Below are 22,629 nucleotides of genomic sequence, written 5' to 3'. Positions count from 1 at the left end.
CTTGACCAGTGGACAACCCTGTGGACAACGTGTGCAGTCCGCTCCCCGGACATGTGAAAACCCTGGGGACGACCCTGTGGACAGCGATGTGACCGCGTCGAGGAGATCCGCTCCCACCTGGGATTTCGATATCCACGGCCTGTGGAAGAAAGAAAGTCACCGGAGATTCGCGATACCGATCGAGCATGGCTCCGTAAGCCGCAAAATAGGCTTATGCCACTTACCTCCGGAACGGGACACGGCCGTGCCCACGACAGGGAGATCCTCAGGCTCGCGATCCCGGCGTTCGGGGCACTGGTGGCCGAGCCGCTCTTCCTGCTCACCGACTCCGTCATCGTCGGCCACCTCCCCGATCCTGCGCTCGGCGCTCTCGGCGTGGCCAGCGCGGCCCTGTCAGCTCTCGTCGGGCTGTGCGTGTTCCTCGCGTACGCCACCACGGCCGCGGTCGCGCGGAGGCTGGGGGCGGGGGACGTCAGGCAGGCGATGCGCCAGGGGATGGACGGCCTGTGGCTGGCCGCGATCATCGGCCTGGCCGTCAGTGTGGCGTGCTGGCCTCTTGCTCCGTTTATCGTACACCTGTTCGGAGCGACGGGCCAGCTCGCCACGCAGGCCGTCACTTATCTGCGCATCAGCCTCCTGGGCACCCCCGCGATGCTGCTGGTCCTCGCCGGCACCGGCGTGCTGCGCGGGCTGCAGGACACCCGCACGCCGCTGGCCGTGTCCGTCGCGTCGTTCGTACTGAACGGGCTGCTCAACGTCTGGTTCGTGCTCGGCCTCGGCTGGGGGATCGCCGGGTCGGCCTGGGGCACGGTCGTCGCGCAGTCCCTGGCCGCCGCGACCTACCTCGCGCTGGTCGTGCGGACCGCCCGGGCGCACGGCGCCTCGCTGCTGCCCGACCTCGCCGGAGTGCGGGCCGCCGGCGCCGCCGGGTTCGCCCTGGTCGTCCGTACGGCATGCCTGCAGGCCGTGCTGCTCGTCGCCACCTCGATCGCCACCCGGATGGGCGATGACCAGATCGGCGCGCACACGATCGCCGCCCGGATCTGGACGTTCCTCGCCTTCGCCCTCGACGCCATCGCGATCGCGGGGCAGGCCATCACGGGCCGCGCGCTGGGCGCGGGCGACACGTCGGGCACCCGGGCGGCCACCAGGCGCATGGTGATGTGGGGCGTGGGGTGCGGCGTCGTGTTCTGCGCGGCCGTCCTGCTGGCGCGCCCGCTGGTCCCGGCCCTGTTCGACGCGCGAGGAGAGGCGGCCACCGAGCTGCTCGCCGTGCTGTGGCCGGTCGCGCTCCTGCAGCCGATCGCGGGCGTCGTGTTCGTGCTCGACGGGGTGCTCATCGGGGCCGGCGACCAGCGCTACCTCGCCTGGGCGGGGCTGTGGACGACGCTGGCCTACCTGCCGTTCGCCGCCGTCGCGGGCACCCTGGTCGCCCTGTGGATCGCGCTCGGCGTCTGGATGGCCGCCCGGCTCGTCACGCTCGCCCTCCGCGCGTACGGCACCACCTGGATGGTCACCGGCGGGACGGCCGCCTGACTCACATGCGGCGGGCCTCCAGGGAGTGTCCCGTGATCTTTTGCCGTAGCGAGGATCGGCCAGACGGATGCGTCGCAAGGCCGAGGAGGAGCCCATAGCGGAGCTATGGGCGACGACGAGAACGCAGCGAGGCGCCGTCTGGACGACCGCAGTAGGCGAGAAAGATCACGGGACACGACCGAGCACGCGCTGGAGGAACGCCTGAGTGCGTGGATGCTCCGGCGCGCTGAAGATCTGCTCGGGCGGGCCGCTCTCCAGCAGCACGCCGCCCTCCAGGAAGCACACGGTGTCGGCGATGTCGCGGGCGAAGCCCATCTCATGGGTGGCCAGGATCATCGTCATCCCGGTCTCCTTGAGCTCGCGGATCACCCCGAGCACCTCGGTGACCAGCGTGGGGTCGAGCGCGGAGGTGACCTCGTCGAGCAGGAGCAGGCGGGGGTTGGTCGCGACCGCGCGGATGACGGCGACGCGCTGCTGCTGGCCGCCGGACAGCCGGTCGGGGTACTCCCCCGCCTTGTCGGCCAGTCCGAACCGGTCGAGCAGCTCCCGTGCCCGCGCCTCGGCCTCCTCCGGCCGCACACCGTGCACCTTGCGCGGCGCGAGCGTGATGTTGTCGAGCACGGTCATGTGCGGGAACAGGTTGTACGCCTGGAACACCATGCCGATACGGCGGCGCACGTCGTCCGCGTCGGCCCGGACGTCGGTGATCTCGGTGTCGTCGAGGTAGATGGCGCCGTCGTCGATCGTCTCCAGCAGGTTGACGCAGCGCAGCAGCGTCGACTTGCCCGAGCCGGACGCGCCGATCAGGCAGACCACCTCGTGCGGGGCGACCTCCAGGTCGATCCCGCGCAGCACGCTCTGCCCGTGGTAGTGCTTCCAGACGCCCTCGATCGTGAGCAGGCTCATGCCGTGCCGCCTCCCATTTGGCGCCGGGCGGTCCGTGCGGCGAGATGGTCGGTGAACCGCGCCATCGGCACCGTCAGTGCGATGAACAGCAGCGCGGCGACCAGGTAGGGCGTGAAGTTGAAATCGGTGTCTTTGTGGATCTGCGCCTGCCGCAGCGCCTCCAGCGGGCCGAGCACGGAGACCAGCGCGCTCTCCTTCTGCAGGGCGACGAAGTCGTTGAGCAGGGGCGGAACCACCCGGCGGACGGCCTGCGGCAGCACCACGTAACGCATGGTCTGGCCGTGGCTCAGGGCCAGCGACCGCGCCGCCGCCCGCTGACTGGGGTGCACCGACTCGATCCCCGCCCGGAACACCTCCGCGACGTAGGCCCCGTAGGACAGCACGAGCGCGATGATGCCGAGCGTGACCGGGTCACTCGGCGCGCCCTGTAGTTCGAGTGCCGGGATGCCGAACCCGACCAGGTAGATGAGCAGGATGGTCGGAATGCCGCGGAACACGTCGGTGTAGAGCACGGCCAGGGCGCGCAGCGGGAAGAACACCGGCGCCCGCAGGCCGCGGACCAGCGCGACGAGGAGGCCCAGCACCAGGATGAACGCCTCGGCGATGAGGAAGATCTTGATGTTGAGCAGGATCCCGCGCAGCACGTCGGGCAGCGCGGCGACGAACGCCTCAGGGCTGAGAAACGTCTCCCGGACCCGCGGCCACCCCGGCGACGAGGTGATCGCGACGATCAGGGCCAACACCACGACGATCGTGGACGCGGTGGCGACCGAGACCGACCGCCGCCCGCGGGCGCGCAACTCCGCCTCCCGGCGGAGCTGCCGCTCGCTCTTCACCCAGACGGGCGATCCCGTGTCCTCTGGAGCCGCCGCGGCCGATTGCCCGTCGGTCACTTCAACTCCGGAGCGCCCGCGGCGGCGGTCAGCCACTGGCTCTCGATCTGGGCCAGCTCACCGGACGACTTCAGGTCGCCGAGCGCCTTGTCGACGCAGCTCACCAGCGGGCTGCCCTTCTGGAACAGCAGGCCGAACTCCTCCGGCTGCCCGCCGTTCGCGGCGAACTGGCCGACGATCTTCGAGCCCTTCACCTGGGCGGCGGTGACGTAGAAGGCCGTCGGGAGGTCGACGACGATCGCGTCGATCTGCTTGTTCTTCAGCGCGTTGACCGCGTCGACCTGCTGGTTGAACACACTCGGTTCGTTGCTGGGCTGGATGACCGAGCGCACCGCCTCCAGGGCGGTCGTGCCGGCCTGGACGCCGATCTTGGCGTCCTTGAGCTCGGCGAGGCTCGTGGCGGAGGCGAACTTCGTGCCGTCGAGGGCCACGACGCCCTGCTTGACCGTGTAGTAGCCCTGGCTGAAGTCGACGGCCTTGGCCGCGCGGGGGTGATCGAGATCTGGTTGACGTCGAAGTCGAACTGCTTGGGCCCCGGGGCGAACGACGAGTCGAACGGCACGACCGTCCAGGTGACCTCGTCCTTGGTGAAGCCCATCTTCTCGGCCACCGCGTAGGCGACCGCGCTCTCGAAGCCCTGCCCGTTGGAGGGGTTGTCGTCCTTGAACCACGGCTCGTACGCCGGCTTGTCGGTGCCGATCGTGAGCTTGCCGGGAGTGGTGAGCTTCAGGCTCTCCTTGGCGCAGGCGTTCGCGGCGGCGGAACCGGCCGGGCTCGCGGCGACGCTCGCGCTGGTGGAGGTGTCGTCCGCCGGAGCGCAGGCGGCGGCCGCCAGCACGAGGGCGCCGGACGCCAGCAGGAGTGAGGGACGGCGCATCACAGCCTCCATCAGGGGGTCTTTCCACGAAATCCGCTAAATCGGACGGCAAGATACTAGCGTTCCGTATAACCCGTGTTTACCTGAGGGGAATCGCCTCGCCGGGCGGCTCGGAGAAGCGCGAGGGCCCCTCCCCGGCGTACGGAGAAGGGCCCTCGACGGACTGCGACGGGTGTCAGCCCGCGACCACCTCGACATCGAGGGTGGCGGCGACCTCCGGGTGCAGCCGGACGCTCACCTTGTGGGTGCCGACGCTCTTGATCGCGTTGCCGATCTCGATGCGACGGCGGTCGAGCTGCGGACCGCCGGCGGCCTTGACGGCCTCGGCGATGTCGCCGGTCGTGACCGAGCCGAACAGCCGGCCCGACTCGCCCGCGCGGGTCTTGAGCCGCACCTTGAGGGCGCCGAGCTGGCCGGCGACCTCCTTGGCGGAGCCCAGGTCGCGGATCTCGCGGGCGGCACGCGCCTTCTTCAGCGAGGCGACCTGCGACTCGGCGCCGCGGGTCCAGCGGATGGCGAAGCCACGGGGAATGAGGTAGTTGCGGCCGTAGCCGTCCTTGACCTCGACGATGTCGCCGGGAGCGCCGAGGCCGGAGACCTCAGTCGTGAGGATGAGCTTCATTTGTCCTGAGTCTCCTTTCTCAGCGCGCGGTGCTCGTGTACGGCAGCAGGGCCATCTCACGGGCGTTCTTGATAGCGGTCGCCACGTCGCGCTGGTGCTGGGTGCAGTTGCCCGTCACCCGGCGGGCACGGATCTTGCCGCGGTCGGAGATGAACTTCCGCAGCAGCCCCGTGTCCTTGTAGTCGACGTAGGAGATCTTGTCGTGGCAGAAAAGGCAAACCTTCTTCTTGGGCTTGCGGACTGCCGGCTTCGCCATCGTGGTGCTCCTCTCAGAGCCCCGCATGTCGCGGGAATGGTCGCTCGGTTGTGTTTACGGTGGTGGGACCGGAAGGCCCCCGTGACCTAGAAGGGCGGCTCGTCGCTGAAGTCGCCGCCGAAGCCGCCACCGCCCTGCGGGCCGCCGAAGCCGCCGCCACCGCCGGAGCCGTAGCCTCCCTGCGGAGCGGGCGCCGCGGTCGCCCACGGGTCGTTGGCCGGGCCGCCTCCGAAGCCGCCGCCACCGCCCTGGCGGGAGGTCTTGTTGACCTTCGCCGTGGCGTTGCGCAGCGAGGGGCCGACCTCGTCGACCTCGACCTCGTAGACCGTGCGCTTCTCGCCTTCCTTGGTCTCGTACGACCGTTGGCGCAGCCGTCCCTGCACGATCACCCGCATGCCGCGCTGGAGGCTCTCGGCGACGTTCTCCGCCGCCTGCCGCCAGACGTTGCAGGTGAGGAACAGGCCCTCGCCGTCCTTCCACTCGTTGGTCTGCTTGTCGAGGAACCGCGGAGTGGACGCGATGCGGAACCGGGCCACGGCCTGCCCCGTCGGGGTGAAGCGCAGCTCCGGGTCGTCGACAAGATTGCCGACGATCGTGATCTGGGTGTCGCCTGCTGCCATCGGTCGCTTTCGCCTTCCTATCCCGTCAGCTGAGCCGTCAAGGGCTCAGAGTACGGCCCTGGCCCGACAAATCGCCGGGCTTCGGGGTTCTGCCATTGGAGCTCAGTGGAGCTCGGGGCGGATGACCTTGGTGCGGAGGATGCCCTCGTTCAGGTTGAGCTGGCGGTCCAGCTCCTTCACGGTGGCGGGCTCGGCGGTCAGGTCGACCACGGCGTAGATGCCCTCGGACTTCTTGGCGATGTCGTAGGACAGGCGGCGACGGCCCCAGACGTCGACCTTCTCCACGGTGCCGCCGTCGTTGCGGACGACGGTGAGGAACTGGTCGAGCGACGGCTGCACGGTGCGCTCGTCGAGGGACGGGTCGAGAATGACCATCATCTCGTAGCGACGCATGTGTGATCCAACCTCCTCTGGACTCTTGCGGTCACGACGCCTTGCCGTGACAGGAGGACCCTGCGCCTCACGCCGGGCGGCAATGCCCCCGGCCCTTATCAGACGCAGTCGAATAAGGCTACCAGCCACTTGGCCGTACCCGTCCCGGAGAGCGAAACTGGAGGTCGGAGAGGGGGTAGGCGCGATGCGACACGCCATCGGCCGCAAGAGAAGGCACCCCGTTCATCTCACGCTGAACACGGACGGCAGGCCGCACCCGCGGGAGAACGCGATGACGATCGCGACGCTGGTGTGCGGCCTGGTGGCGTTCGTCACGGGCTTCATCGTGACAGCCCACATGATCGCGTCATGGGTGGGCGCGATCGGATTCTGGGGCGGCCTGTACGCCCAGTTCGTCTCGTCGACCTCCAGACAGCGGTCGCTGATCATCGTGGGGATCGTGGGGTCGTTCGTGGGCGCCGCGCTGGGCATCGCGCACGGGGGCTTCCTCCCCCGCGGATTCACGTTGCGCAGCTGAGAAGAGCCGGCTCAGCCGCCGATGTGCAGGTCCACGCCGAGCAGCACGAGGAACCACAGGAAGACCGCGATCAGGGCCTGGGCGACCTGCTTGAGGAGCGTGGGGGTGATGTAGTTGTGGAGCCAGGCCACGTAAAGGCCGACGAGGATGTAGATGAGAAGGATGAAGCTGCCTAAGCGATATCTCATGCTCGTCTCCTTGGCGACGAAGTAGTATCGCGCGCGGGTTTCGGGGGCGCGCGACACGCGACTGCCCTGGTTCGCACTTTTGAAACAGCGTGTCCTCTTGAAACGCTCTTGGAGAGCGCATAGAGTTCGCCCCCCGCGTCCGGCAGCCCCTTGACACGCACGCAACGGTGGAGGAACGGCATGGACAGCCACAGTGGCTCCCGCCCGCGGATCGGGGCCCACGTCGACCAGGACGACCCGCTGGCGCACGCGGCGGCCCGCGACGCCGACGTGGTGCAGTTCTTCCTCGGCGACCCCCAGGGGTGGAAGGGCCCGGTGACACCCGCCACCGCCGACGCCCTGCGCACCTCGGACGTGGACGTCTACGTGCACGCGCCGTACGTCATCAACGTGGCCACCGCGAACAACCGCATCCGCATCCCGAGCCGCAAGCTGCTCGACGCGCATCTCAAGGCGGCGGCGGCCATCGGCGCCAAGGGCCTGATCGTCCACGGCGGGCACGTCAACGCGGGCGACGACCCGCAGACCGGCTTCGACAACTGGCGCAAGGTCTTCGAGCGCACCGAGTGCCCGATCCCCGTGCTGATCGAGAACACGGCCGGCGGCGGCAACGCGATGGCGCGCAAGCTGGATCGCATCGCGCGGCTGTGGGACGCGGTGACGGCGGGGGCGCCGGACCCCTCGGTCGTCGGCTTCTGCCTGGACACCTGTCACTTCCACGCGGGCGGCGAGGAGCTCGCCGGGCTCGTGGAGCGGGTGAAGGCGATCACGGGCCGCATCGACCTCGTGCACTGCAACGACTCGCGGGACGCGTTCGACTCCGGCGCCGACCGTCACGCCAACCTCGGCAGCGGGCAGATCGACCCCGAGTCGATCCTGGAGGTCTGCCGGACGGCCGGAGCGCCCATCGTGGTCGAGACGCCGTTCGAGGGCCAGGCCGACGACATCGCGTTCCTGCGCAAGCACCTGTAGACAGTCGTCCACACCCTGTGGATAACTCTGCGGATTGAACCCCTCAGGAAGCGGGTAGGGCCGCCTGAAGGCCCCGCCCCTGCCTCACCCGATAAGGCCTGCGCGTGGCGCGCCACAACTGCACGTACGACGTGACGGCCGCGGCCAGGAAGACGAGGTTGCGCAGCACCAGCACGAGCGTCCCCGGCAGGCGCCCGTCCAGCTGTAGTCCTGCTCCACCCAGGGATACATGATCCCCGTGAGCAGGGCGGCGACCATGACGAGCAGGGCGGCCGGCCGCTGCGTCGGGCCCGGCCGGTCGCGCCGCACCGACAGGATGACGGCGGCGATGCCGATCACCCAAACGAGATACTGTGGCGACAGCACCCGGCTGGTGGCGACCAGGAAGAGCACGGTGGTGAGCGCGGCGTCGTAGTACGACCGCGGGCTCGGGGCCGCGCGCAGCCACCACAGGCCGACCAGCGCCAGCGCCACGGGCGTGGCGGCCAGGCTGAGCAACGTCGCGACGCCCACGCCGCCGCCCACGGCCTCCATCGCGCCGTGCTGGTAGGTGGTGTAGCCGTCCCACCAGCCGAGGGCCCGGGCGAGCGCGAACGGCGTGGCGGCCAGCGACTCGATCTGCAGCCCCCGCTCCTCCTGCGCGGCCAGGAAGTCCAGCGCGTGCGGCAGGACGAGGGCGGCCACGCCGCATCCCGCCACCGCGACGACGAGCGTGAGCCCCGACGCGGTCAGCAGTTCGCGCCACCGTCGCAGTCCGGCGAGCAGCGCGACCGGCCACACCTTCACGAGGAGCCCGACGCCGATGAGCGACCCGCGCACCGCCGGGTTGGCCGACGTCGTCAGCGCGAGCACCGCCACGAGCGTGACCATGAGGTCATACCGGGAGACGAGCACCGGGCCGAGCAGGGCCGCGCCCATGGTCCACGCCCACGGGCCCGTACGGCCCCCGCCGCGGCGGGAGGTCGAGAACCGCCACAGCAGGAGCAGGATCACGAGGTCGCACAGCACCGCCAGCAGGTAGAACGCGACGTGGTAGTCCAGCGGCAGCAGGCGAGGGGCGAGCAGCGGCAGCGCCGCGAACGGCGGATACTGCCACTTCTCGTCACCCGCAGGGAACTCCCCCTCCATGAGGACGTCGGACCAGTGGCGGTAGAGGGTGACGTCGTTCCTGAACGACTCGCCGTGCCCGGTGGGGATGGTCTGGGTCGCGACGAGGAGGAGCATCCCCCTGGTCACGGCCCACACCAGCAGCAGGAGCCATGGTGGCCTCCGGCGCATCGCTCTCCCCCGTTCGTCGCACACTCTCACGCGACGCTACGCGATACCTCCGCTCCGACGGCTCCCGCATGCGGGGAGAACATGCGGTGTCGTGTCAGCGGCGGCGTCAGCACGGCGACGGCCCGGTATCAGCGCCGTCGGCGAAGGTGAACGACATGGAACGGCCCGGCGATCGCGGCCGGCTGAGTGAGAACTCTCTCGGACGACCTGAACGATCCATCCGTTCCGTCGAACCTTCGTCACGAATCCAAGGAGCGCGTAACCATGTCCGTCACCCTCACCGACCAGGACAAGCTCACCCTGCGCGTCGCGGCGTGGGGCGCCGTCTCGCTGATGTCCGCCGCCGGTGCCGCCGGCTCGGCCCACAAGGCCGGCACCGAGGGCTCCATCGCACTGACCTCCGCGACCGGCCTGGTCGGGCACGTGCTCACCAAGGCGCCCAAGGGCGTGAAGTACGGCAAGACCGTGGCCGAGCTCGCCGACCAGGTGCTGCCCGCCCTGACCGCGGCCATGAGCCTGCTCAAGCAGCAGGATCCGGCCGAGGCCGACAACTTCCGCCGCACGGTTCTCGTCGCCGTCGAAGCAGCCGCCCGCTCCCACCGCGGCGAGCCCAGCCCCACCATGGTGGAGATGGCTCGCAAGATCACCGAAGCCCTCGACGCGGACGGCGGGGCCGTGCCGAAGGCCGCTGCGGGGCAGGATCGCCCGGAGCTGCGGCAGCTCCTCCAGGAGATCGTCGATTCCGGTTTCGTCGGAGTGACGCTGCGGGTGAACGACGAGCGGGGCGAGTGGGCCGGCAGCGCCGGGGCGGCCGAGCTGGGCCACGCCGAGAAGCCGCCCGTCGACGGACACGTGCGGATCGGCAGCAACACCAAGACCTTCACCGCGACCCTGGTGCTGCAACTGGTGGCCGAGGGCAGGATCGCGTTGGACACCCCGGTGGCCGCCTATCTCCCCGAGTTCGACCTGGACGGGCGGATCACGGTGCGGATGCTGCTGCAGCACACCAGCGGGGTGTTCAACTTCACCGGCGAGTACTACGACGACGGGACGTTCGCGCCGGGGATCCCCGCCACCACCGCGGGCAAGGAGTGGGTGGACAACCGGTTCACCACCTACCGGCCCGAGGAACTGGTCCGGCTGGCGCTGTCCAAGCCCGCGCGGTTCGAGCCGGGCACCGACTGGAGCTACTCCAACACCAACTACGTGCTGGCCCGGCTGCTGATCGAGAAGGTCACCGGCCGCTCGGTCGCCGAGGAGATGCAGCGGCGGATCCTGGGGCCGCTCGGCCTGTCGGGCACCGTCCAGCCGACCAGCGAGACCGACATCCCCGAACCGCACGCCCACGCCTACTACCGCTACGAGGAGGACGGCCAGACTCGGACGGTCGACGTCACCCGCCACAACCCCTCCTGGATCTCCAGCGGCGGCGACATGATCTCCACCACCCGCGACCTGCACACCTTCATCTCCGCGCTGCTGGACGGCACGCTGCTGCCGGCCGAACTGCTGGCCGAGATGTGCACGCCGGAATCCAAGGCCGGCTACGGCCTGGGCCTGTTCGTCCAGCAGGCGCCGGGCGGCGGCACCGTCATCACGCACAACGGCGGCATCGCCGGTCACGCGGCGCTGATGTACAGCACGCCCGACGGCGGCACGACCCTGACCGCCGCGCTGAACTATGTCGACGACGCCGACCTGTCCATGGCAGCGGCGTTCCAGAAGGCGACCCAGCGCCTCCTCGCGGAGGTGTTCGGCGGTGAGCAGGCCGAGCCGGCTCAGCCGGAGAGCTGAACACCTCGCCGAGGCGCCGAAGGCGGGAATTCGAGCGGCTTCACCGAGTCGGGCAGGTCCGTCGCCTGCGCTCGGCTGAAGCCGCTCTCGCGGCTTCGGCTCGGGGAAGCGGCGCAGGATCCGATTCGCCGGAGGGCCGCTCCCCGCCGCGCCGCGACCGGGGCGAAATCCGATGTAAGTTTCAGGGGCTCAGGCCGCCTCCGGCTGCTGCCGCGCGCCCCGGACGAGGAGCGAACGGCGCAGCACGAGACGGTCCTCGGCGTGGTCGAACACCCCGCCCGACGGGTCGTCGGCCTCCCCCTGGCGTACGACGTCGTGCTCGGGCCGCAGGATGTCGCGGACGACGAGCGCCATGAGGATGACGATGGTCAGCGCCCGGGCCCAGACCGACAGGAAGTACGGGTTGTCGCCGATGCCGAGGGATGCCTGGTCGGGATACTGACTGACCAGGTAGAGCCAGATCGAGAAGAAGTACCAGCACTCGGCGACCTGCCAGGCGGCCAGCGCGCCCCACCTCGGCCGGGCCAGCACCGCGAACGGCACCAGCCACAGGACGTACTGCGGCGACCAGACCTTGTTCGTGATCATGAAGGCGGCCAGGGCGAGGAAGCACAGCTGCATCAGGCGCGGCCTTCGCGGCGCGACGAGCGCCAGCACGGCGACGCCCAGCAGCAGCACCGCCAGCGCGGCCATGGCCATGGTGTTCAGCTTCTCGGCGTCGCCGAGGAACGCCAGGAAACCGGGCCTTTCCATGCCGAACCACTGGGTCTTCTGGAAGAAGAACCACAGCCCGCCCCAGTCGGCGCCGCGCTCGCTGCTGAACGCGTAGAACCTCTTCCAGCCCTCGAAGTTGACCAGCATGATCGGCACGTTCACCAGCAGCCACGCGGCCGCGGCCGCCGCGACGGTCTTGAGGAACGGCACCCACTTCGCCGTACGCACCGTGAGCAGGAACAACGCGCCGAAGAACATCAGGGGGTAGAACTTCGTGGCCACTGCGAGGGCCAGCAGCACGCCCGCGAGCCACGGCCGGTGGCGGGCCCACGCCAGCAGGCCGCCGAGCGCGAGGGCCCCCGCGGCCAGGTCCCAGTTGATGTACGCGCAGAGGATGACGGCCGGGCCGACGGCGTACCAGAGGGCGTCCCAGCGGCGGGCCGGGCCGGCGAGCGCGGCCGTCAGCAGCACGCCCACGACCAGCGCGATTCCCATCAGGACCACGGTGACGTCGTAGAACACGACACCGTCGCCGTGCGCGAGCCTGCGGGCGAACTCCATGATCCCGCCGATGCCCACCGGGTATTCGACCGGGTAGTCGACGTACGGGACCTTGCCCTCGTTGAGCTTCTCGGCCCAGAACAGCGGATAGATGTCGGTGTAGCAGAAGTTCGTGAACTGCCCGACACCGCCGTTCCAGGCCCCGCCGAACCGGCAGGGATACTTCCACAGATATGCGAGAACGGCGCCGAGCCCCGCGAGAAGCCCGAGAGGCAGGTACGGCACCGCCCGCGCGGCGACCCCGGGCAGCGGGGCGGAGTCGTTCGTGGTCCGGGTCGTCATGCTCGGTATTGCACCATTCAACGCCTCGGATTGGCGACTCCTGGCGCAGAAAGGGCCCGCGGCGGGAGTCGCCGCGGGCCCCTTCGGGACACCGGATCGCGGATCAGGCGCCGCTGCCGCTCTTGCCGTTGCCGGACCCGGTCGGCAGGGCGGCCGGGCCTCCGTTGGGGATGTTCAACGGGACGTCGTCGCCTCCCGGGCCGCCGTCCTGACCACCGCCATGGCCCTGGTCGTCGCCGAAGCCCCTGCCGTCACCGCCGCCGTTGTCGCATCCCGGGCCGCCGTCGTAGCAGCCGCCGTCGTCGGGGAAGTCGGTCGGGAAGTCGGTGGGGAACCCGGCGTCGTCCGGTTCTGGACTGGGCGTCGGCGTCGGGCTCGGCACGATGTTCTCCGGACTGCCCAGCCCCGCCTTCGGCGGGAACTGCTCGACCGGCTTGCCCGCGAGCGCCTCCATCATGAAGTTCCGCCAGATCGTGGTCGGGTAGGTCGCGCCCTCGATGCCGGTGCCGAGCGATATCTCACGGGGTTCGGAGTAGCGGTTGGTCGGGCCGTACTTCTTGCTCGGCTTCCCTCCGGGGGTCTCCGGACAGTTCGCGTTGACGGGCTGGACGATCTTGCCCTTCTTGGTGACGCACTGCTCGCGGTACATGCCGACGGCGGTGGAGATCTGCGGCGTGAAGCCGACGAACCACGCTTCCTTGTTGTCGTTGTTCGTGCCGGTCTTGCCCGCGGCCGGGCGGCCGATGCCCTTGCCCCGCGCCGTACCGGACTTGAGGACCTCCTCCATGGCCGCCACGGAGTCGGCCGCCGCCTCAGGCGTGATCACCTGCTTCTCGTCCCGCCGCTCGGGGAAGACGACCTCCTTGTCCTTGCGGACCTCCTTGACCACGTGGTAGTCGACGTGCTTGCCCTCGTTGGCGAAGATCGAGTAGCCGGCGGCCTGCTCGACCGGGGTGACCAGGGCGCTGCCGATCGAGAAGGCGTACTTGTGCGCCTTGACGTCGTCCTCCATGCGCTGCTTGCCGAGCCCGGCCTCCTCCGCGATCTGCTTCACCGCGCTGAGTTGCCCGATCGTGCCGTTGTCCTCGTCCAGCTTGTACGCCATCGAGGCGAAGGCCGTGTTGACCGAGTCGGCGGTCGCCGTGGTGACGTTGATCGCCGACCCGACGTTGTGGCTGTTGCCGATGGGCTTGGTGCCCGGGAGCTCCTCCGGCACCGTCTTGTTGCCGGGCACGAAGCTGTTCAAGCTGTAGCCGGCGTCCAGCCACGCGGCCAGCACGTACGGCTTGAACGCCGAGGCGGCCTGCTTGTAGGAGTCGAACGGTTCGTTCCAGTTGTCCTTGACGTAGTCCTCACCGCCGTAGAAGGCGAGCACCCGTCCCGTCTTGGGGTCCACGGCGGCCAGACCGGCGTGGATCTCCTTCGGCAAACTGGAGGTGGTGCCGATGACCGCCTTTCTGGCGGCCTGCATGAGCTTCTTGTCGAAGGTCGAAATGATCTTGTAGCCGCCGCTCCTGACCTGGTCGGGCGACAGGTTCATCCGGGTCTTCAGCTCCTGCATCACCTGGACGACCATGTAGCCCTTCAGACCGCCCAATTCGTTGCTGTTGCGCTCGGGGACGGTCTTCGGGAACTTGGCCGTGCTCGGCAGATTGCCGTACTTGGCCGGGTCGAGCTTCGCCATGGCGTTGACGACGTCCTTGAACCGGGCCTGCAACCGCGGGGCGTCGGCGTCCAGGGCGGGCGTCTGGATACGCGCGGCGAGGTAGGCGCCCTGCTCCGGGGTGAGCTGTTCGACGTGCTTCTTGAAGTACGCCTGCGCGGCGGCCTCGATGCCGTACGCACGGCCGAAGGGCACCGTGTTGAGGTACTGCAGGAGGATCTGGTCCTTGGGCATCTCCTTGTCGAGCTTGACCGCGACGAAGATCTCCTTGATCTTGCGCTTGAACGACACTTCCTGGCTGAGGCCGTCGTAGTAGTTACGGGCCATCTGCTGGGTGATGGTCGAGGCGCCCTGGAGCTGCTGGCCGGTCGCCGTCATCCAGACCGACCGGATCATGCCGGGGATCGAGATGCCGCTGTCCTCGCGGAAGGTGTTGTTCTCGATCGCGATGACGGCGTCCTGGACGTGCCGCGGCACCTTGTTGATGTTGTCCAGGATGACGCGCGGAGTGCCCACCTTGGCGATCAGGGTCTTGCCGTCGTTGTAGTAGATGGCGCTGCCCTGGGCCACGGCTTCCGCCTGGGTCGCGGTCGGCGTCGGGGTGTTGGCGTAGGCCACCGCGATCATGCCGAAGGTGCCGGCGGCCAGCACGGTGAAGGCCGCGACGAGGATCTTCCAGCTCGGCAGGAAGCGCTTCCAGCCCGTACGGCGGCGGCGCGGCTTCTCGTCGTCCTCGTCGAAGTCGCGTGGATCCCGGGGACCGCGCCCGCCGGGACCTTCCGGACCACCGGGACCACCCGGGCCGCCGGGACCGCGGCCACCTCGGCCCGAGGGCCTGCGGCGGCGGCCGCCGGTCTGGATCGCCTCGGTGCGCTGCCCGTCCGCATCGCCGCGGAAGCCGCCCGTCGGCATGCCCATCGCCTGGGTGCGCTCGTCCCCGCCGGGACGACCGGGACGACCGGGACGACCGGGACCGCCCTGACCGGCCGGGCCACCGGGGCCTGCCGCGTAGCGCGGGTCACGGCCGGCCGGCGGACGTCCGCCACCCACCGGCCCCCGCGGCCCCTGCTGCGGTCTGTGCGGCGGCCCCTGTTCCGGTCTCTGTGCCGGTCCCTGCGGCACCGCGTTCATGGCCGCCGTGTCCTCGAAGGCCGCGGCCTCCCGGCGGCGCTGCTCGGGTCCGGCCGGCCGGGCGGCCGGAGGCGGCTGTGGGGCGGGTCCTCTGCCGGGCTGTCGCGGCGGAGCGGGCTCGCCGTACTCGTCGGATTCCCGGGGCGAGCGACGACGGCGCCCAGGGCGGGATGATCCACCGGAGCCCGAGGCGTCCTCGGGACGGCCGGTCGGCTCCGGTCCGTAGCTGCTGTAAGTCACGCGTCCTCGTCAGATGTTTCGGGGAATTGATCGACGTCGGCCGGCAGGCCGGCGGGCGGTCCTCCTGGAGGTGGAGGTCGCCCTACAGAGAAGGGCCCGGGGGATCGGCTGTTCCGAGGACGAACGAGACCGCCAGGTGGTTCCAGGAACAACCTTGGCAGACCTCCACGACGTAGACCCGGAATTCGCGGTATTCCCGGGCCATCGCGGTGAGCTCGGCCATCCCTTTTGCCTGGCCGGCTACTCGTCCTAGTTCATCCCCATATACGTATGTGACGTTGGTCACGTTCCTTCGTTCGCATATGGGGCACATGCGACTCGTCGGCTCTCCGTGGTACCGAGCCGCACGCAGCAGGTATGGGTGGGCGTCGCACACGTCCCGCGCCCGCATGCGGCCGGCGCGGACGGACTGCACGGCCGCCCGCTTAGCGAGGCCGTAGTCCACGACCGACCGCTGTGACCACATGTGGCCAGATTACGACCCTTTGCCAAATCTTGCCCAACCGTTGACCCGTTGCCATCTATGACGCCCCGACGTATCCTGCGGATGTATCGAGTCGATACATCGGTCGGACACAGGGGGTGGTTCCAGTGACGGGCTCTCGTGGAGGTGTGCTGGAGCTCGCCGTCCTGGGATCGCTGCACGAAACGCCCTTGCACGGATACGAGCTGCGCAAACGGCTCAACACGCTGCTCGGCATGTTCCGTGCGTTCTCCTACGGCTCGCTGTATCCCTGCCTCAGGGGTCTGCTCAACGAGGGCCTCATCGCCGAGGAGGAGCCCCCTGAGGACACGGTCCTCGGCCGCAGGTCGAAGATCGTCTACAAGATCACGGCGGAGGGTAAGGAGCGGTTGCAGGAGCTGCTCAGCCAGTCGGGCCCGTCCTCCTGGGAGGACGAGAGCTTCGGCATCCACTTCGCCTTCTTCCGTCACACGGAGGCGGAGGTGCGGCTCCGGATCCTGGAGGGCCGCCGCAGCCGCCTGGAAGAACGCCTCGACCGCGTCCGTGAGGCTCTCGCCCGTACGAGAGAGCGACTGGACAGCTACACGCTTGAGCTCCAGCGCCATGGGCTGGAGTCGGTCGAGCGCGAGGTCCGCTGGCTGAACGAGCTGATCGACTCGGAACGGCGGAGCCGTTCGGCTCCCGGCGAGGGGGATCACCCCCCGGATCCCGCGCAAGCCGTACAGGAAGAGACCCAGAGGGCGGACACGCCCGAGGCAGATAGGTAAAGGAGCGAGTGCTATGGGTTCGGTGCGCGTAGCCATCGTCGGTGTGGGCAACTGCGCCTCATCACTGGTGCAGGGCGTCCACTACTACAAGGACGCGGATCCGGGCACCCGTGTGCCGGGCCTCATGCACGTGCGGTTCGGTGACTACCACGTCGGTGACGTGGAGTTCGTCGCGGCCTTCGACGTGGACGCCAAGAAGGTCGGCCGTGACCTCTCGGAGGCCATCGTCGCCTCCGAGAACAACACGATCAAGATCTGCGACGTGCCGCCGCTCGGCGTCACCGTGCAGCGCGGCCCGACCTTCGACGGGCTGGGCACGTACTACCGGGAGATCATCGAGGAGTCGGACGAGCAGCCGGTCGACGTCGTCCAGGCGCTCAAGGACGCCCGCGTCGACGTGCTGGTGTCGTACCTCCCGGTGGGCTCGGAGGAGGCCGACCGCTTCTACGCGCAATGCGCGATCGACGCCAAGGTGGCCTTCGTCAACGCGCTGCCGGTCTTCATCGCCTCCGACCCCGAGTGGGCCGCGAAGTTCACCGAGGCCGGCGTCCCGATCGTGGGCGACGACATCAAGTCGCAGGTCGGCGCCACGATCACGCACCGTGTGCTGGCCAAGCTGTTCGAGGACCGCGGGGTCGAGCTGCTGCGCACCTACCAGCTCAACTTCGGCGGCAACATGGACTTCATGAACATGCTGGAGCGCACCCGCCTCCAGTCCAAGAAGATCTCCAAGACCCAGTCGGTCACGTCGCAGATCCCGCACGAGATGGCCAAGGCCGACGTCCACATCGGCCCGTCCGACCACGTGCCGTGGCTGGACGACCGCAAGTGGGCCTACGTCCGCCTCGAGGGCAGGTCGTTCGGCGACACCCCGCTCAATCTGGAGTACAAGCTCGAGGTCTGGGACTCGCCCAACTCGGCCGGCATCATCATCGACGCGGTCCGCGCGGCCAAGATCGCCCTCGACCGGGGCATCGGCGGCCCGCTGCTGTCGCCCTCGTCCTACTTCATGAAGTCGCCGCCGGAGCAGTACTCCGACGACGACGCCCGCGAGGCCGTCGAGAAGTTCATCCGCGGCGAGCTCGAGCGCTGACGCTCGTCGTCCACCGCGTGTCCCGCCCCGGCTCCGCTCGATGCGGACCGGGGCGGTTGCGTGCCTGCGTGCCTCAGCGGTTGCTGAGCGGGCGCGCGGCGGGCGGCAGGGCCGCGGCGTCGGCCACCGGCCAGGCCAGCGGGTCCGGCCCGAGCGCGACGAGCTGCGGCACCTGCTCCCGGGCCCAGGGCGAGATGTCCAGCTCCCCGCTCATCACCTCGGCGGCGAAGCGCGTCCAGGGCTCCCACCGGACCTCGCCCACCTCCTCGGCGTTGGGCGCGGCCTCTTCGGTCACGACGGCTCGGTAGACCGGGCACAGCTCGTTCTCCACCGTGCCGTTGTCCATCACGGCCCGGTAGGAGAAGCCCGGCAGGATCAGGTCGACGGACTCGACCGCCAGGCCCAGCTCGAACCCGAGGCGGCGGATCACCGCCGACGACAGCGGCTCGCCCGGCAGCGGATGCCCGCAACAGCTGTTGGTCCACGCGTCGGGCCAGGTCAGCTTCGAGCCCGCCCGCCGCGACAGCAGCACGCGGCCCCTGTGGTCGAAGACGTAACTGGAGAACGCCAGGTGCAGCGGCGTCTCGGCGCCGTGCACGGTGGACTTTGGAGCGGTGCCGATCGGGTTGCCCTCGCCGTCGACCAGCACGACATGTTCCTGTGAGGTCACTCTGCGAGAGTACGTGATCACCTTGATGCGAGTGAGACGTAGGGGGCTTTATCAGGGTTGATCCTGATGCCCGCACGTGATCGTCCGCGTAGGCTGTGGCCGTGTCCTACGTCTCCGATCTGCGGGTGGTCCTCCAGGGCCGCAACTTCCGGCGGCTTTTCGCCACACGGCTCGTCTCGCAGTTCTCGGACGGGATCTTCCAGCTCGCCGTCGGCGGCTACGCGGTCTTCAGCCCGGAACGGCAGGCCAGCGCGACCGCCATCGCGGCGGGCCTCGCGGTGCTGCTCCTGCCGTACAGCATCCTCGGGCCCTTCGTCGGGGTGTTCATCGACCGCTGGTCGAGGCGGCAGATCCTCGTCATCGCGCCGGTCGTGCGGGGGACGCTGCTGGTGCTGGCCGCCTGCCTCGTCGCGGCGGGGGCCTCCGACGCCGTCTTCTACGCGGCGGCGCTCGGCGTCCTCGCGGTCAACCGCTTCTTCCTGTCGGCTCTCAGCGCGTCGCTGCCCCATGTCGTGCCGTCCGAGCACCTGATGATGGCAAACGCGGTCACGCCCACCTCGGGCACGGTGGCGACGTTCGTCGGGGCGGGCGCCGGCATCGCGCTCCGCGTGATCGCCGGATCGGACGACAGGGGCGTGGCGGTGCTGCTGGTCTGTTCCGGCCTCGTCTTCGGGCTGAGCGCGCTGATCGCGCGGACGATGGAGCGCTCCCTGCTCGGCCCCGCGTACGACCCGGAGCGCCCGCAGGCTCGCGAGGCCGTACGGCACGTGCTCGCCGGCCTGGTGGACGGCGCGCGGCACATCGCGCACCGGCGTTCCGCGGCGGCGGCGCTCGGCGGCATCGCGACCCACCGCCTCATGTTCGGCATCTCCACCGCGGCGGTGGCGATGCTCTACCGCTACCACTTCACGACCGACCCCGATGACGCGCTGAAGGGAATCGCGCTCGTGCTGGGCGCCGTCGGCGCGGGCAGCTTCGCCGCGGTGGTGGTCACCCCGTGGGCCACCGAGCGGGTCCGCATCGAGTCCTGGGTCCCGATGATGCTCGTGACCTGCGGAGTCCTGGAGTTCGCGCTGTGCGCGACGTTCCAGGAGTGGGCGTTCCTCGTCGCCGGGCTGGTGATCGGCGTCGCGGGACAGAGCGTGAAGATCTGCGCGGACACCGTCGTGCAGCGGGACGTGGAGGACGCCTATCTCGGCCGTGCCTTCTCCGTGTACGACATGCTGTTCAACGTCATGACGGTCCTCGGCGCGGTGCTCGCGGCGGCGCTGCTGCCGCCCGACGGCAAGTCCTATCTCGCGCTCGCCGTGATCGGCGTCGGCTACCTGCTCGGCGCGGTGGTGTACCGGCTGATCCTCCCCTCCGCCGTACGCAGGCCGCCGGTCCCCGCCACTGACTGACGGCGCCGACTGACGCCGCCGGCTGGGTTCAGAGCGCCGCCGTGGCGGCGACCATCGCGCCGGCGATGCGGGCGACGTCCTCTTGTGTGCAGGCGTAGGGCGGCATCGTGTAGACCAGGCGGCCGAAGGGGCGCAGCCACACGCCGTGCTCCATCACGATGTCCTGAATTTTCGCGACATCGACGGGCTGGTCGGTCTCGATCACGCCGATCGCGCCCAGCACCCGCACGTCGCGTACGCCGGGGGCGTCCGCGGCCGGGGCGAGACCGTCGAGCAGGGCGGCCTCGATGCGCGCGACCTCCTCCCGCCAGGGCCGCTCGGCGAGCAGGTCGAGCGAGGCGCCGGCCACGGCGCAGGCGAGCGGGTTGCCCATGTAGGTCGGGCCGTGCATCAGCACGCCGATGCGGTCGGCCACCCGCGCCGTGCACAGCGTGGCGGCGAGCGTCATGTATCCGCCGGTGAGCGCCTTGCCCACGCACATGATGTCCGGCCTGATCCCGGCGTGGTCGCAGCCGAACATCTCCCCCGTACGGCCGAAGCCGGTGGCGATCTCGTCGGCGATCAGCAGGATGCCGTGCTCGTCGGCCAGGTCGCGCAGCCGCCGCAGGTAGGCCGGGTGGTAGAACCGCATGCCGCCCGCGCCCTGCACGACCGGTTCCACGATGATCGCGGCGAGCCGGTCCGCGTGGGCCTCGACGGCCGCGGTCAGCTCCGCCAGGTACGCCTCGTCGGGAACGGACTCCGAGGCAGGGAGGACCGGACGGCGGCCGTAGTCGTGCGGCGGCGCCGGCGCGAAGACGTGCCGCGGGAGCATCCCGGTGAACAGGTGGTGCATGCCGTTGACCGGGTCGCAGACCGACATCGCGGCGAACGTGTCGCCGTGGTAGCCGCCCCGCACGGTCAGCAGGGTCGAGCGCCCGCTGTACTGGACCGCCATCTTGATCGCGACCTCGACCGCCACCGAGCCCGAGTCGGCGAGGAAGACGCGGTCGAGCCCGGTCATCCCGGCCAGGCGGTGCGCGAGCCGTACGGCGGGCTCGTGGGTCAGTCCGCCGAACATGACGTGCGCCATGTCGTCGATCTGGTCGCGCGCGGCCCGGTTGAGCCGGGGGTGGTTGTACCCGTGGATGGCCGCCCACCAGGAGGCCATGCCGTCGATCAGCTCACGGCCGTCGCCGAGCGTGATCCGCACGCCACCGGCCCGGCGGACGACGTGCACGGGCACGCCCGACGGCACGGCCGTGTACGGGTGCCAGACGTGCTCCCGGTCCAGCCGGAGGACCTCCCCGGCGTCCACTTACGCCAGGATCCCGTTGTCGCGGGCCCAGGCGAGCAGCGCCTCCCGCGCGGCCTCCTTGCCGATCATGCCCTGGTCCATGCGGACCTCCAGCATGTGCTTGTAGGCCCTGCCGACGACCGGGCCCGGCGGCACGCCGAGGATCTCCTGGATCTCGTTGCCGTCCAGCTCGGGCCGGATCTTGGCCAGCTCCTCCTCCTCGGCCAGCCGGGCGATGCGCTCCTCCAGCTGGTCGTAGGTGCGCGACAGGGCCTGCGCCTTGCGCTTGTTGCGGGTGGTGCAGTCGGCCCTGGTCAGCTTGTGCAGGCGTTCGAGGAGGTGTCCTGCGTCGCGGACGTAGCGGCGGACGGCGCTGTCGGTCCACTCCCCCGTCCCGTAGCCGTGGAAGCGCAGGTGCAGCTCCACGAGTCTGGACACGTCGGACACCACGTCCTTGGGGAACTTGAGCTCGGTGAGCCGCTTCTTGGTCATCTGCGCGCCGACCACCTCGTGGTGGTGGAACGACACCCGACCGCCGGGCTCGTTGCGCCGGGTCTTCGGCTTGCCGATGTCGTGCAGCAGGGCCGCCCACCGCAGCACCCGGTCGGGGCCGGCCGTCTCCAGCCCGATGGCCTGCTCCAGCACGATCAGCGTGTGCTCGTAGACGTCCTTGTGCCGGTGGTGCTCGTCGATCTCCAGCCGCAGCTTGGGCAGCTCAGGCAGGACGTGGGCGGCGAGCCCGGTCTCCACCAGCAGCGCCAGCCCGGCCCTCGGGTACGCGCCGAGGATCAGCTTGTCGAGCTCGTCGCGGATGCGCTCGGCCGAGACGATCTCGATGCGGCCGGACATCGCGGTCATGGCCTCGACGACCTCGGGGGCCACGGTGAACCCGAGCTGGCCCGCGAACCTGGCCGCCCGCAGCATCCGCAGCGGGTCGTCGTCGAACGACTGCTCGGGCCTGCCCGGCGTCCGCAGCGTCCTGGCGGCGAGGTCCGGCAGCCCGCCGTACGGGTCGACGAACTCGTGACCGGGCAGGCGGACGGCCATGGCGTTGACCGCGAAGTCGCGCCGGGCGAGGTCGCCCTCGAGCGAGTCGCCGTACATCACCTCGGGCTTGCGCGAGGCGGGGTCGTATGACTCGCTGCGGTAGGTGGTGATCTCCAGCAGCCAGCCGCCCTTGCGGACGCCGACGGTGCCGAAGTCGATCCCGATCGTCCAGACGGCGTCCGCCCAGTCCTTGACGATCTCCAGCACCCGCTCGGGGCGGGCGTCCGTGGTCAGGTCGAGGTCCTTGCTCGCGCGGCCGAGGAGGACGTCGCGGACGGAACCGCCGACCAGGGCCAGCTCGTGCCCCCGGGCCGAGAACAGCTCACCGAGCTCATCGGCGACCGGGGCGATCCGGCGGAACAGTTCGTTCACGGCGCGCTGCTGGCTGTCGCTCAGATTTGAAACGGACAAGGCTGGGTAGGTCCTTCGGTCACGGAACAGAAACTCTCCCCCGACGGCCCAGGTGTTCG

At 69.8% G+C, this 22,629-nt stretch carries 21 protein-coding genes and 1 pseudogene; 7 read left to right on the top strand and 15 right to left on the bottom strand.

Annotation, left to right across the window (positions count from 1 at the left end; genetic code table 11):
- Positions 1–213 precede the first annotated feature (213 nt).
- Positions 214–1,536 carry an MATE family efflux transporter gene (locus B1L11_RS10140; RefSeq protein WP_079314236.1) on the top strand — a complete coding sequence of 441 codons (1,323 nt, stop codon included), beginning with the start codon at positions 214–216 and terminating at the stop codon, positions 1,534–1,536.
- 165 nt (positions 1,537–1,701) lie between these two features.
- On the opposite strand, the gene B1L11_RS10135 is transcribed toward B1L11_RS10140, so the two are convergent.
- From B1L11_RS10135 to rpsF, 7 genes and pseudogenes are all read right to left on the bottom strand, one after another.
- Positions 1,702–2,442, bottom strand: a complete 741-nt coding sequence (locus B1L11_RS10135) for an amino acid ABC transporter ATP-binding protein (RefSeq protein ID WP_079314235.1) — start codon at positions 2,440–2,442, stop codon at positions 1,702–1,704.
- Positions 2,439–3,335: an amino acid ABC transporter permease gene (locus B1L11_RS10130; RefSeq protein WP_079314234.1), complete on the bottom strand. Its 897-nt coding sequence runs from the start codon at positions 3,333–3,335 to the stop codon at positions 2,439–2,441. Before B1L11_RS10130 ends, B1L11_RS10135 begins: the two co-directional genes overlap by 4 nt.
- A pseudogene (locus B1L11_RS54665) lies at positions 3,332–4,212 on the bottom strand (ABC transporter substrate-binding protein). Before B1L11_RS54665 ends, B1L11_RS10130 begins: the two are co-directional and overlap by 4 nt.
- A 175-nt stretch (positions 4,213–4,387) precedes the next feature.
- Positions 4,388–4,834, bottom strand: coding sequence for a 50S ribosomal protein L9 (gene rplI, locus B1L11_RS10120; RefSeq protein WP_079314233.1), 447 nt, complete (start codon positions 4,832–4,834; stop codon positions 4,388–4,390).
- 19 nt (positions 4,835–4,853) lie between these two features.
- Positions 4,854–5,090: a 30S ribosomal protein S18 gene (gene rpsR, locus B1L11_RS10115; protein WP_076439843.1), complete on the bottom strand. Its 237-nt coding sequence runs from the start codon at positions 5,088–5,090 to the stop codon at positions 4,854–4,856.
- 86 nt (positions 5,091–5,176) lie between these two features.
- Positions 5,177–5,710 carry a single-stranded DNA-binding protein gene (locus tag B1L11_RS10110; protein ID WP_079314232.1) on the bottom strand — a complete coding sequence of 178 codons (534 nt, stop codon included), beginning with the start codon at positions 5,708–5,710 and terminating at the stop codon, positions 5,177–5,179.
- Positions 5,711–5,812: 102 nt separating this feature from the next.
- Entirely contained in the window at positions 5,813–6,103 is a 291-nt protein-coding gene (rpsF, locus tag B1L11_RS10105; RefSeq protein WP_030508619.1) for a 30S ribosomal protein S6, read from the bottom strand.
- 184 nt (positions 6,104–6,287) lie between these two features.
- On the opposite strand from rpsF, the gene B1L11_RS10100 reads away from it, so the two are divergent.
- Positions 6,288–6,620 (top strand): hypothetical protein, encoded by a 333-nt coding sequence (locus B1L11_RS10100; protein WP_079314231.1) that lies wholly within the window; start codon positions 6,288–6,290, stop codon positions 6,618–6,620.
- Between the two features lie 11 nt (positions 6,621–6,631).
- Here the strand turns inward: B1L11_RS10100 and B1L11_RS46675 are convergent, their stop codons facing one another.
- Positions 6,632–6,808, bottom strand: coding sequence for a hypothetical protein (locus tag B1L11_RS46675; RefSeq protein WP_179155065.1), 177 nt, complete (start codon positions 6,806–6,808; stop codon positions 6,632–6,634).
- A gap of 180 nt (positions 6,809–6,988) precedes the next feature.
- Here B1L11_RS46675 and B1L11_RS10090 point away from each other — a divergent pair, with 180 nt between their 5' ends.
- Positions 6,989–7,780, top strand: coding sequence for a deoxyribonuclease IV (locus B1L11_RS10090; protein WP_079314229.1), 792 nt, complete (start codon positions 6,989–6,991; stop codon positions 7,778–7,780).
- An 84-nt stretch (positions 7,781–7,864) separates the two neighbouring features.
- On the opposite strand, the gene B1L11_RS10085 is transcribed toward B1L11_RS10090, so the two are convergent.
- A complete protein-coding gene (locus tag B1L11_RS10085; protein WP_079314228.1) occupies positions 7,865–9,058 on the bottom strand; it encodes a glycosyltransferase family 87 protein in 1,194 nt (397 codons plus the stop codon).
- Between the two features lie 264 nt (positions 9,059–9,322).
- Here B1L11_RS10085 and B1L11_RS10080 point away from each other — a divergent pair, with 264 nt between their 5' ends.
- Entirely contained in the window at positions 9,323–10,852 is a 1,530-nt protein-coding gene (locus tag B1L11_RS10080; protein WP_256862387.1) for a serine hydrolase, read from the top strand.
- A 189-nt stretch (positions 10,853–11,041) separates the two neighbouring features.
- On the opposite strand, the gene B1L11_RS10075 is transcribed toward B1L11_RS10080, so the two are convergent.
- The 3 genes from B1L11_RS10075 to B1L11_RS10065 form a co-directional block, all read right to left on the bottom strand.
- Positions 11,042–12,409: a glycosyltransferase family 87 protein gene (locus B1L11_RS10075; RefSeq protein WP_079314227.1), complete on the bottom strand. Its 1,368-nt coding sequence runs from the start codon at positions 12,407–12,409 to the stop codon at positions 11,042–11,044.
- Positions 12,410–12,512: 103 nt separating this feature from the next.
- Positions 12,513–14,990, bottom strand: coding sequence for a transglycosylase domain-containing protein (locus tag B1L11_RS10070; RefSeq protein ID WP_079314226.1), 2,478 nt, complete (start codon positions 14,988–14,990; stop codon positions 12,513–12,515).
- A gap of 535 nt (positions 14,991–15,525) precedes the next feature.
- On the bottom strand, positions 15,526–15,909 hold the full coding sequence (locus B1L11_RS10065; protein ID WP_079314225.1) for a DUF5318 family protein: 384 nt from the start codon (positions 15,907–15,909) through the stop codon (positions 15,526–15,528).
- A gap of 125 nt (positions 15,910–16,034) precedes the next feature.
- On the opposite strand from B1L11_RS10065, the gene B1L11_RS10060 reads away from it, so the two are divergent.
- Positions 16,035–16,673 (top strand): PadR family transcriptional regulator, encoded by a 639-nt coding sequence (locus B1L11_RS10060; protein WP_030508612.1) that lies wholly within the window; start codon positions 16,035–16,037, stop codon positions 16,671–16,673.
- Positions 16,674–16,686: 13 nt separating this feature from the next.
- Complete coding sequence (locus B1L11_RS10055) at positions 16,687–17,766, top strand: inositol-3-phosphate synthase (protein ID WP_079314224.1); 1,080 nt, start codon at positions 16,687–16,689, stop codon at positions 17,764–17,766.
- A gap of 73 nt (positions 17,767–17,839) precedes the next feature.
- On the opposite strand, the gene idi is transcribed toward B1L11_RS10055, so the two are convergent.
- Positions 17,840–18,436: an isopentenyl-diphosphate Delta-isomerase gene (gene idi / locus B1L11_RS10050; protein ID WP_079314223.1), complete on the bottom strand. Its 597-nt coding sequence runs from the start codon at positions 18,434–18,436 to the stop codon at positions 17,840–17,842.
- Between the two features lie 101 nt (positions 18,437–18,537).
- On the opposite strand from idi, the gene B1L11_RS10045 reads away from it, so the two are divergent.
- Positions 18,538–19,836: an MFS transporter gene (locus B1L11_RS10045; protein WP_079314263.1), complete on the top strand. Its 1,299-nt coding sequence runs from the start codon at positions 18,538–18,540 to the stop codon at positions 19,834–19,836.
- A gap of 28 nt (positions 19,837–19,864) precedes the next feature.
- Here B1L11_RS10045 and B1L11_RS10040 read toward each other — a convergent pair whose 3' ends face one another.
- Positions 19,865–21,133, bottom strand: coding sequence for an adenosylmethionine--8-amino-7-oxononanoate transaminase (locus tag B1L11_RS10040; RefSeq protein ID WP_079314222.1), 1,269 nt, complete (start codon positions 21,131–21,133; stop codon positions 19,865–19,867).
- Entirely contained in the window at positions 21,134–22,570 is a 1,437-nt protein-coding gene (locus B1L11_RS10035; protein ID WP_079314221.1) for a CCA tRNA nucleotidyltransferase, read from the bottom strand. It abuts the gene before it with no gap.
- Between the last annotated feature and the right edge of the window lie 59 nt (positions 22,571–22,629).

The sequence above is a fragment of the Microbispora sp. GKU 823 genome, from assembly GCF_002027145.1.
Lineage (GTDB): Bacteria > Actinomycetota > Actinomycetes > Streptosporangiales > Streptosporangiaceae > Microbispora > Microbispora siamensis.
The sequence above is the reverse complement of the archived record's forward strand: the minus strand, read 5'-3'. Positions and strand labels throughout refer to the sequence as shown.